The sequence below is a fragment of the Methylobacter psychrophilus genome, from assembly GCF_025583945.1.
Lineage (GTDB): Bacteria > Pseudomonadota > Gammaproteobacteria > Methylococcales > Methylomonadaceae > Methylobacter_C > Methylobacter_C psychrophilus.
Map to the genome: position 1 here is coordinate 41922 of NZ_JAOEGU010000016.1, position 16609 is coordinate 58530.

General features: G+C 41.3%; 13 protein-coding genes and 5 tRNA genes. 6 read left to right on the forward strand and 12 right to left on the reverse strand.

Features of this window, described 5'->3' with window-relative positions:
- Positions 1-195 precede the first annotated feature (195 nt).
- From N7974_RS09835 to N7974_RS09855, 5 genes are all read left to right on the forward strand, one after another.
- Positions 196-1827, forward strand: a complete 1632-nt coding sequence (locus N7974_RS09835; RefSeq protein ID WP_262965447.1) for a ParB family protein — start codon at positions 196-198, stop codon at positions 1825-1827.
- A complete protein-coding gene (locus N7974_RS09840; RefSeq protein WP_262965448.1) occupies positions 1817-2245 on the forward strand; it encodes a hypothetical protein in 429 nt (142 codons plus the stop codon). Before N7974_RS09835 ends, N7974_RS09840 begins: the two co-directional genes overlap by 11 nt.
- Positions 2246-2297: 52 nt before the next feature.
- Entirely contained in the window at positions 2298-3626 is a 1329-nt protein-coding gene (locus N7974_RS09845; protein ID WP_262965449.1) for an STY4528 family pathogenicity island replication protein, read from the forward strand.
- 463 nt (positions 3627-4089) lie between these two features.
- Positions 4090-4284: a hypothetical protein gene (locus N7974_RS09850; RefSeq protein WP_262965450.1), complete on the forward strand. Its 195-nt coding sequence runs from the start codon at positions 4090-4092 to the stop codon at positions 4282-4284.
- Between the two features lie 516 nt (positions 4285-4800).
- Entirely contained in the window at positions 4801-5055 is a 255-nt protein-coding gene (locus N7974_RS09855) for a hypothetical protein (RefSeq protein ID WP_262965451.1), read from the forward strand.
- 14 nt (positions 5056-5069) lie between these two features.
- Here the strand turns inward: N7974_RS09855 and N7974_RS09860 are convergent.
- The 7 genes from N7974_RS09860 to N7974_RS09890 all read right to left on the reverse strand — a co-directional run bounded on the left by N7974_RS09860 (position 5070) and on the right by N7974_RS09890 (position 10341).
- Positions 5070-5145: transfer RNA gene (locus N7974_RS09860), tRNA-Asn, on the reverse strand.
- 19 nt (positions 5146-5164) lie between these two features.
- Positions 5165-5241, reverse strand: a tRNA-Arg gene (locus N7974_RS09865).
- A 72-nt stretch (positions 5242-5313) separates the two neighbouring features.
- A tRNA-Ser gene (locus N7974_RS09870) sits at positions 5314-5405 on the reverse strand.
- Between the two features lie 9 nt (positions 5406-5414).
- Positions 5415-5615, reverse strand: a complete 201-nt coding sequence (csrA, locus tag N7974_RS09875; RefSeq protein ID WP_262965452.1) for a carbon storage regulator CsrA — start codon at positions 5613-5615, stop codon at positions 5415-5417.
- A 264-nt stretch (positions 5616-5879) separates the two neighbouring features.
- Entirely contained in the window at positions 5880-7232 is a 1353-nt protein-coding gene (locus tag N7974_RS09880) for an ABC transporter permease (protein ID WP_262965453.1), read from the reverse strand.
- Positions 7232-8209: an ABC transporter permease gene (locus tag N7974_RS09885; protein ID WP_262965454.1), complete on the reverse strand. Its 978-nt coding sequence runs from the start codon at positions 8207-8209 to the stop codon at positions 7232-7234. The genes N7974_RS09880 and N7974_RS09885 overlap by 1 nt, the downstream gene beginning before the upstream one ends.
- Positions 8206-10341 (reverse strand): ABC transporter substrate-binding protein, encoded by a 2136-nt coding sequence (locus N7974_RS09890; RefSeq protein ID WP_262965455.1) that lies wholly within the window; start codon positions 10339-10341, stop codon positions 8206-8208. Before N7974_RS09890 ends, N7974_RS09885 begins: the two co-directional genes overlap by 4 nt.
- Before the next feature lie 147 nt (positions 10342-10488).
- Here N7974_RS09890 and N7974_RS09895 point away from each other — a divergent pair, with 147 nt between their 5' ends.
- Entirely contained in the window at positions 10489-11271 is a 783-nt protein-coding gene (locus N7974_RS09895) for an enoyl-ACP reductase FabI (RefSeq protein WP_262965456.1), read from the forward strand.
- A 62-nt stretch (positions 11272-11333) separates the two neighbouring features.
- Here the strand turns inward: N7974_RS09895 and N7974_RS09900 are convergent, their stop codons facing one another.
- The 5 genes from N7974_RS09900 to lon all read right to left on the reverse strand — a co-directional run bounded on the left by N7974_RS09900 (position 11334) and on the right by lon (position 16447).
- Complete coding sequence (locus N7974_RS09900) at positions 11334-13223, reverse strand: SurA N-terminal domain-containing protein (protein WP_262965457.1); 1890 nt, start codon at positions 13221-13223, stop codon at positions 11334-11336.
- Between the two features lie 72 nt (positions 13224-13295).
- Positions 13296-13372 (reverse strand) — tRNA-Asp (locus N7974_RS09905).
- Between the two features lie 6 nt (positions 13373-13378).
- Positions 13379-13454 (reverse strand) — tRNA-Val (locus N7974_RS09910).
- A gap of 93 nt (positions 13455-13547) precedes the next feature.
- The gene (locus tag N7974_RS09915; protein ID WP_394813096.1) at positions 13548-13820 is read right to left on the reverse strand and encodes an HU family DNA-binding protein; all 273 of its coding nucleotides are present in this window, start codon (positions 13818-13820) and stop codon (positions 13548-13550) included.
- Between the two features lie 194 nt (positions 13821-14014).
- Positions 14015-16447 carry an endopeptidase La gene (lon, locus tag N7974_RS09920; RefSeq protein ID WP_262965458.1) on the reverse strand — a complete coding sequence of 811 codons (2433 nt, stop codon included), beginning with the start codon at positions 16445-16447 and terminating at the stop codon, positions 14015-14017.
- Positions 16448-16609 lie beyond the last annotated feature (162 nt).

Below are 16609 nucleotides of genomic sequence, written 5' to 3' on the forward strand. Positions count from 1 at the left end.
GCTAACTTGTTGATGATAGTATAAATAAAGTCTTATTATATTAATTATAAAAACGTATCGGACAGTCTTGTTATGTGGCCATCCATGAATCTGGGGATATTTTACCCCGTAGACGTTCAAAGGTGACACAAATCACATGAGCCTGCCGATTTGGGTTCGATACCGTTGATTAACATAACCTAAGGGTTTGCATTCATGAACTCACCTAATAATAAAGTTCCAGTAGCTGACGCATATTTTTGCCAGCAATCCGTGTGGTCCGGCATTGACGCTCAAACCACCCATCATCAAGTGCTGACTATTGATCGGATCAAACCCTATGATCGCAATCCCCGACGCACTATCAATCCTCTTTATAACGAAATCAAGGCATCTATCCGGGCAAAATGCGGTTTAAATAGCCTGCTCACCGTGACCCAACGCCCTGAAGATACCGATTATATGGTCGCAGCAGGCGGTAATACCCGTCTGTTGATCCTCAAGGAGTTGTGGGCAGAACTGACACTTGATTGTTTTTATCATATTCATTGCCTGGTGGTACCTTGGCTATCAGATAGCCAAGCTCTGAGCGCGCATCTCATTGAAAATGAACTACGTGGCGAGATGACCCTGATTGACAAAGCCTTGGCGCTACGCGACCTCAAGATCCAGTTAGAACATGAACGTGGCCAGTCCTTGTCTGGCCGGGAATTTTCCCGGCGACTCAAACAGTTGGGCTACCCGATCTCGCCCCGGCAATTAACCCGGTTTAATTACGCCGCAGAGCGTTTGGAGCCTTTAATTCCGATCGCTCTGGCAGCCGGTCTAGGTAGCTTCTCCATCGAGAAGCTACGCAAAATTGAGGCCGCGTACAGTAAATGCCTCGAAAATTTCGACAGCACCCAATCTTTTGAGCCTCTGTTTGCCCAGACACTGTTGAAATATGATAGTGAATGCCTGGATTTCGAAGCGCTTGAGTGCACACTGAACAATCATATCGCGGTCAACACAGGGCAACCGTTCAGCAATGTCCGACTGCGAGTAGAAGCCCTGATGCTTGACGTTTCGGAAAGCGAGCCGTGTGAATTCTCAGCCCTTGGAGATCTGGCCATTGAACCTGCGATTAGCGCTAAACTGGTTCAGCCTGTCCAGACAGTCACGACTCCGGCACTGCCCACAAATCCTGGACATGAAAACCCTCAAAAAGAACCAACGGGTAATTTTGATCGTTTATCCAACCAATCACCCGAAAAAAGTGCCGAGGGCTCCGATAACGGATTGGATCAACCGTTACCTTTTATAACAGCCCCGACAATAAACACGCCATTGCATTTGACCGATCTTATGTCTTTACGCAATCGCTGCTACGACCTGGCCCAACAGATTTCAAGCAACCTCCCTTTACCCTTAGCCGTAAAACCTTGGCAACAAGGTTACGGCTTTTATCTGGATCTTCCTGAGCAGCCAATACAGGATGAAATGCTGTATTTTGTATTCTGGCTCTTGATAGGCTTGTCTGAACAACACTTCTCCATGGAGCGAGTAAAACTGGCACAGGATATGAAATTTGCCCAGCTGATCCTGACAGACCAAGAGCGAAATGCTTATGCTGTGGTCGGGTCACCTGCCCCACTTGCAAACCTTGGTCACAGCGTCTTCTTAACAACCAAGTTCCCGGAAAACGCTTTGGTGACGTTATTTCAATTGATTCAACTGAGCCGCCAAATCCGTTTTTCCTTCAGGGAATCGGATATTTTTGAATGTATTACGCTTGAACAAATTCGGCTACGCGACCAGATCGCCAAGGTGGCCGATTATCAAATCACTGAAGGAGATAATGATGAATAGTGTACCCAATTCCCCTATCGACGCTGATGATACCCATAACCCCAAAAAAAAGGAACGGCAGGTAATCATTGACATGGTCAAGGCCAACGTATCATTTCCGGTCATGGCACAATTAACCGGCATGAGTAAACCTAAGTTCACTCAGTTACAACAGCAGTTAAATATTACGGAAAATACTATTGACCAGCCTGAATTGCCGATCCAAGCCAACCAACAACTAATCTGGTCAACCTGGAACCATAACAATAGTCTAAACGACAATTATCGCCTGCTGGTTGGTTACCCATCAACGACCTTCAAGATCAAGGCAATTTTAGCCGTTATTGACCTAATGGAGACAAGCATAGACCTGACACCGGAATTACGCCAACCCTACGAACTTAATGAGCACTTGGCAGCAGGCCTGTCAGAGAATTGATCAACCCTTATTCGTAGCTCTTAAAACTTAACCATTGGTGAGGTATTTCTCAATGCCTGAATCAACATCAAATGCCTCCCTTGGGCAACGCCTGCGCGACCGTATCAAGGCCGACACCGAGGCCCAACAGGCAGCACAACAATTTGATACAACTGGCGATAACTTGTTGTTCATGGGGAACTGGCATGATGCCGTCCCTCGAGCACTTATCCTCGATCCTATTCTGCAATCCACCGATAAATGCGTCTATCTGTTACTAAGGACGTATATATCCGCCCAGGGTACAAGCCGCATGCCTAGCTATGATGATATTGGGCGGTTGCTAAGTTTGAGCCGTGGCACCATTGCCCGATGCTTGCACATTCTCCGTGCCGCTCGCTGGATCACCCTATGTAATGCTCTACGTGAGGAAGCCACAGGGCGCTTCAAGGGCAATGTCTATACCATTCATGATGAAGTATTAAGTATAGAGGAAGCCGTAGTTCTTGATGGCCACTATATAGAGGCGCTGGAAGATATGGAAAAAAACCATGGTCATCACCGGGTGCGCAGGGTTGCCTACGCAGTCCTGGAGGCTATCCGTGGAAAACTGAACCAGAATGATGCTGCTGATCCGCTCAATGGGCTGATACCTTATCAACAGAGCGTAACAATATCCCGGTTTCTGGACTGGAGTCCAAATACCCAACTTATCAACCAAGCCGACTCCATAGATAAACAAAATAATGACCGGGTTCAAAAGTTAAACTCGGAAAATTCCGCAGTTCAAGTTTTAGACAAGGATAATAAAAACTATAAAATACAATCACTTAATAATTCAGCTCAAAAAGTAGACTCGGTAAAAACTGATTGTAGTAGTAGTAATATAAATAATATTAAAACTACTACTACAAATTCTGAGTCGTTTGATAAAAAACCGTATGGATTCGAAAAAACCAGTAAACAGCCGATAGATCCTGCCTTGATTTGGCCAACAGAACTGTCAGGCGATGCACGATGGATCGCCTGGCAATCATTGCGCAAGTGCCCACAGGAACTTCATCAAGATTTGCTGGATGAAATCGCCGCGAGAATGGCACCTTCCAGCCCACGAAAAATCAATAACGCGGCTGGATGGTTGGCATGGGCGAACAAGGAATTACGCGATGACGGTATTTATCCAATAACAAATTTAGGTATTAAACATCGCCAATTACGGGAACGTGAACAGCAAAGGCAACAAGCTGACGCAACCAATAAACAGGCTTTATCGCAACAAGGCCTTACCCTCATGGAAAAAAGCCAACAGAAAATAAAATCGAAACTGCAGGAAAACGAATACAAAAAAAATATTGCAGCACTTAGGTCGCAGTTACATGGCCAACATGAGGGAACACGTTAATGTTTTGGCTGGGTATGGTCAATAAGGATTTGAAAGTGCGGCAGGCTGCCGCACTTTGCTGGACAAAAAATCCTGCTGTACTGCCTGTATTAGGATTTAAAGTGCGGCAGTCTGCCCCACTTTGTCTCTTAGTTCAAGCACCATTACCCAAGCCAAGTGCTATCTGTCGACCCTGGCTTGTCCCCCGAACTAAATTTCTTCACTGGAACGGTGGGATTGCAATACCTGAACTCAACCTTGGAGGTATACATTGAGTCGTTGGACTATAACAATCCGCAGATCGTGTACATGTCGTGACTAATGATGGTTTCTTTGTGAACCTTGAAAACGTTAAGGAGACATCCGGAGATGGGCATCTCTAATAGGTGCGTTGTTAATATGTCGACAGCGCTGAGTTAAATAATGATCTACTGAATAATTTGTGTTCTGTTTATAAGGTCTGATTAATTAGATAGGCTACAAAATGACAACTCAAAAAGATAAAGAATTTCTAAAAATAAGCGATATGCTTATAAAGATGGGTGTTACTCGCACACAGTTTTGGAAAATGCGCAAGGCAGGCGATGTACCACCACCTGTTATAAAAAACCCCCAGATGTGGTTAGCTAGTAAAGTAACCGAATTTTATGAGGATCGGGCATCGCGAGAGCTTTCATGAGCAGAAATCTGACTAAACAAGCCCAACTTATCAGCACGACATAGTAAATCAGTCAATATACCGCTAAAAAACTAACGGGCTTAAAAAGCAGGCGTTTCAAGCGCAAGTGGCTATTGTTTATTTGACGTCGAAAGCGTACTTGACCAAAAAGACGCTTGGCTGAGAGTACAGGGTAATTGTCGCCGAATATCAAGACCCTTTTTAATTGGCTGACAACCTTTATGCACAACGGCATGAAATGGTTGAAGGAACTACGCTATCAGGGTGCATGGATTGAAAAGTTTTGGGAAATACTAAACGCGGCGCAATGCACATGAGGTATTTTAAAATGTTTGAAGATCTTTATGATTCCGTTATAACGACCTTCAAAATGTATCAGCAAGATGCCAGTAAATTTTTGTTATAAAAAAATGCACGAGGATTTTGCAATGACTACTTCATGCAAGGTGATGACATGGAAATTCTTTATCTGAGAAACTATATGTGGCTATCAACCTCAAACGTAAGAAAAAATAAATGGAGGTTATTTTTTACGAGTTACCGTTTACTGATATTAACTTGAAGATTAATATTTTAATTCGATCAATTCGTTTGGCAACGGAATTGGATACTTCTAATTTATTCGTAATTGCAACATTTTGGACGCAAATCTTGCTTGCCTTGCGCAGAGGAATTAAAAAAATTAATTTTATTAGAGGTTATTTTAAGCCAAATCAAAGTGACCATGAAAGTGACCATCGAAAAAAAAAGGCCTTAGGTAAAATTACCTAAGACCTTGATTTATTTGGCTCCCCCGGACGGGCTCGAACCGCCGACCTAGTGATTAACAGTCACCCGCTCTACCAACTGAGCTACAGGGGAATAAACTTGGTAAGTCCAATGGTGCGCCCGGAGAGATTTGAACTCCCGACCGATCGGTTCGTAGCCGATTACTCTATCCAGCTGAGCTACGGGCGCTTATTGAGCTAGTTATTATCTTTCTTTAAAGCTTTTATGTCAATAATTAATTTAAAATATGACATTTTAAAATGGTGGAGAGAGAGGGATTCGAACCCTCGATGGGAGTTAAAGCCCATACTCCCTTAGCAGGGGAGCGCCTTCAGCCGCTCGGCCATCTCTCCTAAAACAGTTTACTCTTCGGAATCGTTGGAACTTGCAGACTCGGCTTGTTCTTTTTTAATTCTTTCGTAAATTTCTTCTCTATGAACAGATACATCTTTTGGTGCATTAACACCTATACGAACCTGATTTCCTTTCACTCCAAGGACAGTGACAGTAACCTCATCACCAATCATTAAAGTCTCCCCTACTCGACGAGTCAATATAAGCATGGTTTCTCCCTAAATATGTATTAAAACTAAATGTTCTTACACAATGTCTGACTTAGATTCGACAGTATATCAGTTTTTCATATAAATAAAACCTAAAAATCATGCCATAGCACAAGAAACAATAGATTTACGTGCCAGCAGCTTTGTCTATTATGCCTACTATTGACTTAAGCAGTTAATTTTATAAGGAAAATAAAGATGTTAAATAAAAAAAGGAAAATTGATGATTTTATTATTTCTAAAAATCTATAGGGACTAAAATACTTATTCTGCACTCCGTCTTGGATCAAAGGCATCTTGCACCGCATCGGCAAATAAATTGGCCGCCAATACCAAGGTAAACATAAATACAAAAGCCGCCGATAAAGACCACCAAACAATAGGTTCACGAGCCATTTCCAAACGAGCACCATTAATCATATTACCCCAACTATAAGTGGTTGGATCAACACCTATATTAATATATGACAATACTGCTTCGGCCAAAACCAGTGAACTAAAATCCAGTACTACAGAGATTAAGACGATGTGCATGACATTGGGTAAAATATGGCGCAGTAAAATCATGCTTTGTTTAACACCTAATGCGTGCGCGGCTTGCACATATTCGACCTCTCGAAGTTTCAGGGTTTCTGCCCTGAGTAATCGGCATAAACCAGTCCAATTCGTCACACCAAGAATCAGGCAAAGAAATAACAGTCGCATATCGGCACGCACTATAACGCTGGTAAAATCCTGCTCATGATTCGCCATATAAACTTGAACCATCAGTATCGACGCTGCAATAAGCAATACGCCAGGGATAGAGTTTAGCGTGGTATAAACATATTGAATCAAGTCGTCTACCCAACCACGAAAATAACCCGCCAGAATGCCAAAAACTATAGCCATCGGTAGCATGATGAGCGTTGTCAACGTACCCAGCACCAAACCGGTACGTATACTTTTTACTGCCTGATAAAAAACATCCTCCCCTACTTTGTCGGTACCAAGGACATGATAATAAGCGGATAAATAAATCAGGGTATAACTAAACGATACGATGATAAATAAAACCGCCAAAACTGATTTGGCAATTGAAGATAAAGCGAAAGCCTGATTTTTTTTACCTTGAGCGTTATAATTTATACCCAAATAACCCAGTATAAAAAAACCAGCCAAGCTTGCTCCTTGAGCAAAACCGTAACCGGTTTTTTTCAGGACATCAGCAAGCTGTTGAGCTTCAGGATTATCTAAATAGTTGCCGCCAAAAGTCAAACGGGGATAGCCCCATTGGGTTGTACCATCCTCCAGAGCTATTATTTCTTTACTATAAAGCGTGGTGGCAAACGGGGCTGAATAGGTTTTTTCGCCATGCTCTCTCAATGGCGTTGCCCAATAATCCAAGAGACTGATAATCTCATTATTTTTAGTATTGGCAGGTTTAAAATGCACTGAATCCAGCAAGCCAATAAGCACAAAAAACAACAGCACCACCAAGGATGCCATACCAGCTTTACTGTGAGCTATTTTTTGTAAAGGACGTTTAATGTGTTCTTTACCACGCAGATAAATCACCAAGCCCAGTATGGCAAAGATCAGTATAAATATCAGGGCATCAGTCCATAAAACCACCATCAGGACAATCTCACGCGTGGATCAACAAGAGTGTACGAAATATCAGTCAACAACAACCCAATCACGTATAAAACGGAGCCTAAAAAAACCATTGCTCGTACTATGGCGAAATCCTGGCTGTTAATCGCATCGATGGTATAACTACCTAATCCAGGAATACTAAAAAAAGATTCCATAATTAAACTACCCATAAATAACAGCGGCAAAATGACTACTACACCGGTTAAAACAGGAATCATGGCGTTACGTAATACATGCCGAAACAAGGCTTGGGTTTCAGTCAAGCCTTTTGCTCTTGCCGTTCTTACGTAGTCTTTCTCAACCTCTTCTAAAAATAGTGTTCGGTACCATCGAACACCCGAACCTATCCCTGAAAATACCCCAATCAAGACGGGTAACAGTAAAAACCTAATCGCGCCCACGCCATCCTCATAACCGGAAATAGGTACCAACCTTAATAATTTGGCGATAAAAAACTGCCCGCCGATAATATAAAATAATGATGAAATTGACATTAAAATCACGCATAAGACAATGCCTGCTTGCTCCAGATAACTGCCCCGAAATAACACCATCATTAAGGCAAAACTGATATTAACCACCAAGCCGATACATAAGGTTGGTAATGCCAGAGCAAGACTTGGCCACATACGCTCCTGAATATCCGCACCAATATTTCTACCGCTATCGGATACGCCAAAACGAAACAAAAACAAACCCACTGACTTTTGATAAAAAATAGTCCGGGTTATTTTTTCCTGGCGCTGCGCATCGCTATTCCATAAAAGCGGTACATCATAGCCATGTTGTTGCTTCCAATTGGTTACCGCCTGTTCAGTAACATGTTTTTGCCCCAATTGCATACGCGCCATGTCATTAGGGCTATTAACGACAAAAAACAGAACAAACGTTAAAACGTTAACGCCCATTAACAACGGGAAAGCATATAAAAATCGTCGGATAATATAATTTATCATTGTAGAGTTTCTCTGGCACGGCGGCGATAAGCATTAATCGCCGGAATCAACATCAGCACAAACAACAAACAACCCAATAGTAATGGCCAAATGACAGGCTTGTTCCATGCCTGCCTTTTATCTGCTCTGGCAGCAGTATCAATTCGGGTATATTTGAGTCGGTTATTCGCCATTAAATTAGGTTTTAAATTACTATACCAACTATGGAATAGCGAAAAATTCTTGGGGTGAAAACCAAAAACCCAAGGCGCATCATGACGTACGACTTCTTGTAACTGTTGAATAATCTGGTAACGCTGCTCGTTATTATCCATGTTACGCATTTGCTCAAATAAACGATCAAACTCAGGATTTTTATAATTAACCGCATTTTCTCCACCGTGTTTAACTTTTGAGTTAGCACCATACAACAGGAAAAATAAATTTTCAGGATCAGGATAATCAACATTCCAGCCCCATACAAAAATCTGCTCATTACCTGCCCGCATTTTTTCCTGAAAACGATTGTAATCCGTAGCGCGAATAACCAGTTTGATACCCAGCTTTTCAAATTGTTTACGATACCAGTTCATAGTCGGACGATCATCAATACTGACCGAAGTCGTATCGAAATACAAAATTAACGCTTCTTTGGTTTTTGGATCAATACCGGCAGGATACCCGGCCTCCACCATTAACTGCTTTGCAGCCTCTATTTTTTTTCGCTGCGCCTTATTGCTTACCCAATCATAACTATAAGAATTAATGCCGTCTTTACCTTCGGCATAGCCATAAATACCCGGAGGAATAACGCCTTGTGCAGCGACTCCTCGCCCGTTTCTAAAGATGGAGATGTATTCCTCATAATCAACGGCAATAGCTATCGCCTGACGTAGCTTTCTCGCTCTTTCACTATCACCACCTACGGTAGCATCAAGCATATTAAAACCCATGTAAAAAATAGACGTTTCTACCGATGTTTGTAACTGGATACCTTTTTCCTTCATTGAATCGGTTAAGGCAACGCCGCCACTACCGGTAAATTGTATGGCCTGATCGAAACTGTCAGAAGCGATTCCCGATGCATCGTAATAACCTTGCAAAAATTTGGTCCAATAAGGAATAGTTTCTTTTTCCAACATAAACACGACTTTATCGATAAAAGGCAGTTTTTTTCCTGCATCAGTCAGTAAACCATTTTGCTTATCTTCAGGCTCACCTTCAGAGGGATATTTTTCTACATGAAAGAATGGATTTTTAAGCAAAATCATGCGTCGATTGGGATTATTTTCAGCCAGTAAATAAGGGCCCGTACCAATCGGAAACCAATCCAGGGTAATATTTTTATCGGACATTCTTGCCTGATCATAAAACACATCAGCTTCCCAAGGCATCGCTGAGAAAAACGGCATGGCCAGCCAAAAAATAAATTGGGGATATTTACCTTTAATCCGGATACGATATTGATAACGATTATTGACTTGTACGCCCGCCATCGACAGGTTTTTTATAGCCGTTTTTTGTTTATCATCGGCTTGTTTGGAAAAATCATGAAAACCTACAATATAGTTTTTCATGATTTCAGCAATAGGAGACTGAATTTTAGGATGTGCCAAGCGTTTAATTTGATACACATAATCTTCAGCAGTGAGTTCACGCGAACCTGTATTATCAAAATCATTCAAGGTCTTAAGTGACTGGATTTGCACGGAAGTCAGATGATGATATAAGTAGTTTCCCTGCGCATTTTTAGCCAACGCAGGATGCGGCTGATAGTTAATACCTGGTTTTATGTCAATCACATAATCGGTATAGGCAATATCACTATCCTTTGCGCCCTTCCCTAAATTTTCACCTTGTTTATTCAAATAATTTATTTCAGGCATTTTACTTGCCGTCAAAGTCGTCAATTGATAAGGTCTTTTCAGGTAATGATATTGAAACGGCGGCTCATAAATTTGAGCGATAAAAGCATATTCATTTTCACTGTAAGCAACAGCAGGATCCAAATGCTTGGGGCGCTCAGAAAACGATTGGTATAAAACCGAAAGTTCGCCCTCTTTTTCGCTATAAGGTTTATTAAATTGTGAAACATCACAAGCCGTTAAAAATAAGGCGATAAATAATAACACTTCACAAGTTGGTATCTTCATGGACAAAAAACTGGACATCGATAATAGGGTCGTAGATACTTGAAGGATCACTCATTAAATGCGAATGAGTGCAGGTCGAAATCAGAATAGAACAATAATTTATAAATTCTATTGTAACAACAAAAACAAAAATACGGGGAGATGATAATGGGTTTTATGCAGGGAAAACGGGTATTAATTGTGGGTTTAGCCAGTAATCGCTCTATTGCCTGGGGTATCGCTAAAGCCATGCATCGAGAAGGTGCTGAATTGGCTTTTACGTTCCAAAATGAAAAACTGAAAAGTCGTGTCGAAGAAATGGCTCAGCAATGTGACTCCAAAATCACTATTGAATGCGATGTCAGCATTGATGAACATATCGATACTGTATTTAATACACTGGGCGAGCATTGGGACGGCTTGGATTGTATTGTGCATTCAGTCGCTTTTGCTCCGCGTGATGCCCTGAATGGTGATTATGTTGATGTTACCACTCGCGAGAACTTTAAAATTGCTCACGACGTAAGTTCTTACAGCTTTACTGCTTTAGCCAAAGCGGGACGCGCAATGATGCAAGGTCGTAATGGCTCATTATTGACCTTAACCTATTTAGGTGCGGAACGGGCAATTCCTAACTACAATGTCATGGGTGTTGCCAAAGCCAGTCTGGAGGCCAATGTACGTTATATGGCCGTCGCATTAGGTGCAGAAGGAACTCGTGTTAATGCGCTTTCGGCCGGACCTATCAGAACGCTTGCTGCATCAGGTATTAATGATTTTAAATCCATGCTAAATAAAGCGGCAGATACGTCGCCGTTAAAGAGAAACATAACTATTGAAGAAGTGGGTAATGCGGCCGCTTTTATGTGTTCGGATTTGGCCTCAGGCATTACCGGAGAAATTACTTATGTGGATTGCGGTTATAATATCGCTGGATTAGCAGCCTCTTAAATAATTGCCAGACACATAAAAAAGGGAGCTTACGCTCCCTTTTTTATGCTTGATTGACCCGATTATTGACCCTGAATCTGCGCTTGCGCTTGATTCTTTGTATTAATCTCTACATTAGCTTCCGTCTGTAAACTATTCAATACCTGATTGAATTCAGTTTGACCGAATGCATTGGCAATGTTCTTCTTCGCCAATTCCATCTGTTTCTTGTCATCTTCGCTCATAATACCTGCGGTAACTTTTGACAGACTGACGACAACTTGCTCACCGGAAGGTAATGCTGCAATAAATACACTGGGTTTAGTACCATCAGGTTTAGCCGCTGTAAAAATAACATGACTTAATTGCTCAGGCAGCTTGTTTTTACTACGTGTAAGTGCTTTCTCGGCTTTAATTTCCAGCTTATTCTCAGCCGCCAAAACCTGGATGGATTCACCCGCTTGCAAACGTGCTTTAATTTGTGCGGCTTTCTGGGCAGTCAGTAGCTGAGCTTTTTCTTTTGACAAAACATCGGCTACTTCTTGTTTAACTTCATTGAGTTCTCGCTTGGCAGCTACCTTATGCTCTGAAAGTCGTACCACAACCAAACGATCAGCGCCCTGCTCTACAGGTACACTATTGTTACCTTGCAAGACTTCTTCCGAAAATGCTGCGCTGCGTATTTTGTCATTAGCAGCAATGCCATCACCTTTTTCGCGTGTAAACAATAGCGATTTCTGAACAGAAACACCCAAAGCATCAGCAACTGTTTGCAAGTTATCAGGATTTTCATAACTCATTTCAGTTAATTTCTGGCCTGCCTCATAAAAAGCATTTTCTGCCTGGGCTTTTTGATAAGCCTTGATTACTTCACTTTTCACGCTATCAAAAGACTTAATATTCCCTGGCACAAGCTCGGTTACTTTAATTAAATGATATCCAAAGGCTGATTTTACCGGATTTGATACCTCACCAAGCTTTAAAGTACTGGCCGCGTCTTCAAATGCTTTTTCCATAACGCCGATGTTAAATAAACCCAGATCACCGCCTTTTTTAGCGGTTAGTTTATCCTCAGATACTTCTGCAGCGATCGTAGAAAAATCTTTATTCGCCAATTCTTGTTTTACTTTTAGGGCTTTTTCCAAGGCCACTTTTTCAGTCACTTTTTCATTGACTAAAAATAATATATGACTGATTTTTCTACGTTCTGGCATGGTGTATTGAGCTTTTTGCTCTTCATAAAAAGCCTTTAACTTATCGTCAGTAACGACTATTTTCTTGGCAAGATCGTCAAGCGACAATTCAACATACTCAACAGAAACCTGTTCAGGCGTTCGATATAAATCCTGATGTTGCTGGTAGTAAGCAGTTATTTCTTCTGTCGTAGGTTGCTCTGTCAATGACTGCACAGGAACTGTTACATAATCGATGTCACGCAATTGATTTTGGATCTTAAAAAAACTTTCTACATCATATTGTGTAGCGAAACTACTATCAACAATACTATGTTGAAACTGCTCCATAATGAGTGCATTCTTAATTCTGCTTACAAATTCTGAGGAAGATATTCTTTGCGAACTGAGTAGTGTTTTATATTGCTGGTCACTAAATTTACCATCTACCTGAAAATAAGGCAGAGCTTTAATAAAATCCCTTGCTTCGTTATCAGTTACAACAAGACCCTCTGCATGCACATATTGCAATAAAACCTCATCTTTAATAAGCTTTTGCAGTGCTTGTGCTTTTAAGGATTTCTCATCAATACCCAATCCCTGAAAATTCTGACTATATTCCTCATAAGCCTTATTAACATCACGTTGATAAAAGTCTTTATCACCGACGGATGCAACTACCGCTTCTGTACCGGTATCTAAATAATTATTAATACCCCATAACGCAAAAGGTACACAAATTAATATCAGAATACCCCATGCAAAAGCACCTTGTGCTTTTTCTCTAATTTTTGTCAGCATAGATCAGCCCTAAAGAATGAATTTACGAAGCAAAAAAAAACCCCGAACCAAGCGGTTCGGGGTTTTTTAATTTGGCGGAGTGGACGGGACTCGAACCCGCGACCACCGACGTGACAGGCCGGTATTCTAACCAACTGAACTACCACTCCAAAGTCTGGTGGGTGCTGAGGGGATCGAACCCCCGACCCTCGCCTTGTAAGGGCGATGCTCTCCCAGCTGAGCTAAGCACCCGACTAAGTCCCATTATAAACTACTTTAAAAATAATTACTAGCTAAATAATGGATTTTTTTAATGTTGAATTAAAGCTGCTCAACCAAAAAAATCTAGTTTACAGCATCTTTTAAAGATTTACCAGCTTTAAATGAAGGAATTTTTGCGGCTTTGATAGTAATCTCTTCTCCAGACTGTGGATTACGACCTTTACGCTCCGCTCTTTCTTTTACAGAATAGGTACCAAAGCCAACTAAAGCAACAGAATCACCTTTACTTAGAGCGCCTGTCACTGCACCAAGAAAACCATCCAAGGCACGTCCAGCATCAGCTTTAGTTAAGCCAGAAGATTCTGCTATAGCATCGATCAGTTCAGATTTGTTCATTTTTCCCCCTAAGGAAGTTATTTTTATGTAATTTGTGTTAATTCCTATGTTTATTCTTATGTACGATACTGCAGCAACACAAGAAACACGAGTATTTATATCAATAGCAGTTACATAGTGTCAAGCTTTAAAACCCCTAGAGGCCATGTTTTTTGCGGTTTCGCGCTATAAAATTGCAAAACTGCAAAGCATTTCTAATGAGCAGTAAGACCGGACTGTATTGTTTGAACCGATTCAGATTCAGTTTTACCTTGTCCATCATCTGCTTTTTTATCAATAGGAACAGGCATATATTGCAAAGCAACCGCCAATACCTCGTCTATCCAGTGAACAGGTCTGATATCAAGGTTTTGCTTTATATTTTCAGGTATTTCAACCAAATCTTTTTCGTTCTCGGCAGGAATTATAACTGTTGTTATACCACCACGATGAGCAGCCAATAACTTCTCTTTTAACCCACCAATAGGAAGAACCTCACCTCGCAAAGTAATTTCACCAGTCATGGCTACATTAGCCCGCACAGGAATTTTGGTTAAAGCTGAAATTATAGCAGTACACATACCTATACCGGCACTGGGGCCATCTTTCGGAGTAGCGCCTTCAGGAACATGAACATGAATATCATTTTTTTGAAAGAGCTCATTGTCAATCCCTAAAAGCTCGGAGCGACTTCTAACTACAGTCATCGCAGCTTCAATCGATTCTTTCATGACCTCACCCAGCTTACCTGTTGCCGAATGTTTGCCTTTTCCAGGAATTACCGCTGTTTCAATGGTTAATAACTCTCCACCCACTTCCGTCCAAGCCAGACCTGTAACTTGTCCAATCTGATCCTGCTCTTCAGCCAATCCATAATTAAACCGCTTGACGCCCAAATAGTTATCGAGATTATCAGGAGTCACTAAAACTTTATTTTTTTCAGATTGCAACAAAAGCCCCTTAACGACTTTACGACAAATTTTTGAAATATCCCGCTCAAGATTACGAACCCCCGCTTCACGCGAGTAATAACGAATCATATCTCTGACTGCAGTTTCTGAAATCTCAAGTTCGTGCTCTTCTAGACCGTTATTCTTGACTTGCTTGGGAATTAAATAACGAATGGCAATATTTATTTTTTCATCTTCTGTGTAACCGGCAAGCCTAATAACCTCCATCCTATCAAGTAAAGCCGGAGGAATATTCATGGTATTGGCCGTAGCAACAAACATCACATCCGACAAATCAAAATCTACTTCAAGATAGTGATCTGAAAAAGTATGATTCTGCTCAGGATCCAATACCTCCAACAGAGCCGATGCCGGATCGCCTCGAAAATCAGCCGCCATTTTGTCAATCTCATCAAGTAAAAACATCGGATTTCGAGTTTTCACTTTAGCCAGATTCTGCAAAATCTTACCCGGCATAGAGCCTATATAAGTACGTCTATGCCCGCGAATTTCTGCTTCATCCCTAACACCACCCAAAGACATGCGCACATACTTGCGATTGGTTGCTCTGGCAATAGATTCACCTAATGAGGTCTTACCGACACCTGGAGGCCCAACAAGGCATAAAATTGGCCCCTTAAGCTGCTTTACTCGCTGTTGTACGGCAAGATACTCAAGAATACGTTCTTTTACCTTTTCCAAACCATAATGCTCAGCTTCCAAAACCTGCTCGGCAATTTTTAAATCATGACTAACTTTGGTTTTTTTCTTCCACGGAACATTAACCATCCAGTCAATGTAATTACGTACTACAGTAGCTTCTGCAGACATAGGCGGCATTAATTTAAGCTTGTTAAGCTCTGTTGTCGCTTTTGTTTTTGCTTCTTTTGACATACCTGCGTTGATTATTTTCTTTTCCAGCTCTTCAATTTCATTGGGCACGTCATCCATGTCACCCAATTCTTTTTGAATCGCTTTCATCTGTTCATTCAGATAATATTCTCTTTGATTTTTCTCCATCTGCTGCTTAACGCGCACACGGATTTTTTTCTCCATTTCCAGAAGATCAACTTCGCCCTCCATTAATGTCATTAAATTTTCCAGCCGCTTTTCAATATCTGCGGTTTCCAAAATAATCTGCTTATCACTAACTTTTAAGGTCATATGAGCTGCCATTGTATCGGCAAGTCGACTAGGATCATCAATACCCGACAAAGCATTTAAAACCTCTGGCGGGATTTTATTATTCAATTTGACGTATTGATCAAATGAATTGATAACTGTCCGTTGCAATACATCCTGCTCTTGAGCAGAAATAGTAAAAACATCATCAATTTTCTCAACTGCCGCTGAAAAAAAGCTCGCCGTTTCTTGATAATGTATAACTTTACTACGCTCGCATCCCTCGACCAAAACCTTGACAGTACCATCGGGCAACTTAAGCAACTGTAGAATGTTAGCCAAGGTACCGACCTCATAAAGATCGGTAAAATCCGGCTCATCAACCTCAGCTTCTTTTTGCGCAACCAACAAAACCTGCTTATTGTCCTTCATAGCAGCATCCAGGGCATCAATAGACCGATCCCTTCCGACAAATAATGGAATAACCATATGCGGATAAACCACTACATCCCTCAGTGGCAAAACGGGAATCAAGTTATCTACTTGTTGTAACTCTTTCATTTTGTGCGTTTCCATAAACGGAACCTTTAACGATTTCTTTGATTAGAAGGTTATGGGGGCGCTAATTAAAATAGCAAGGAATAGGAATACAATATATCGCTTCTCTACAAAAAAGATAATAAATTAGTAGTCTATAGTGCAAAGTGATTTTATACGCAGAAGCTGGTTATTCCGACA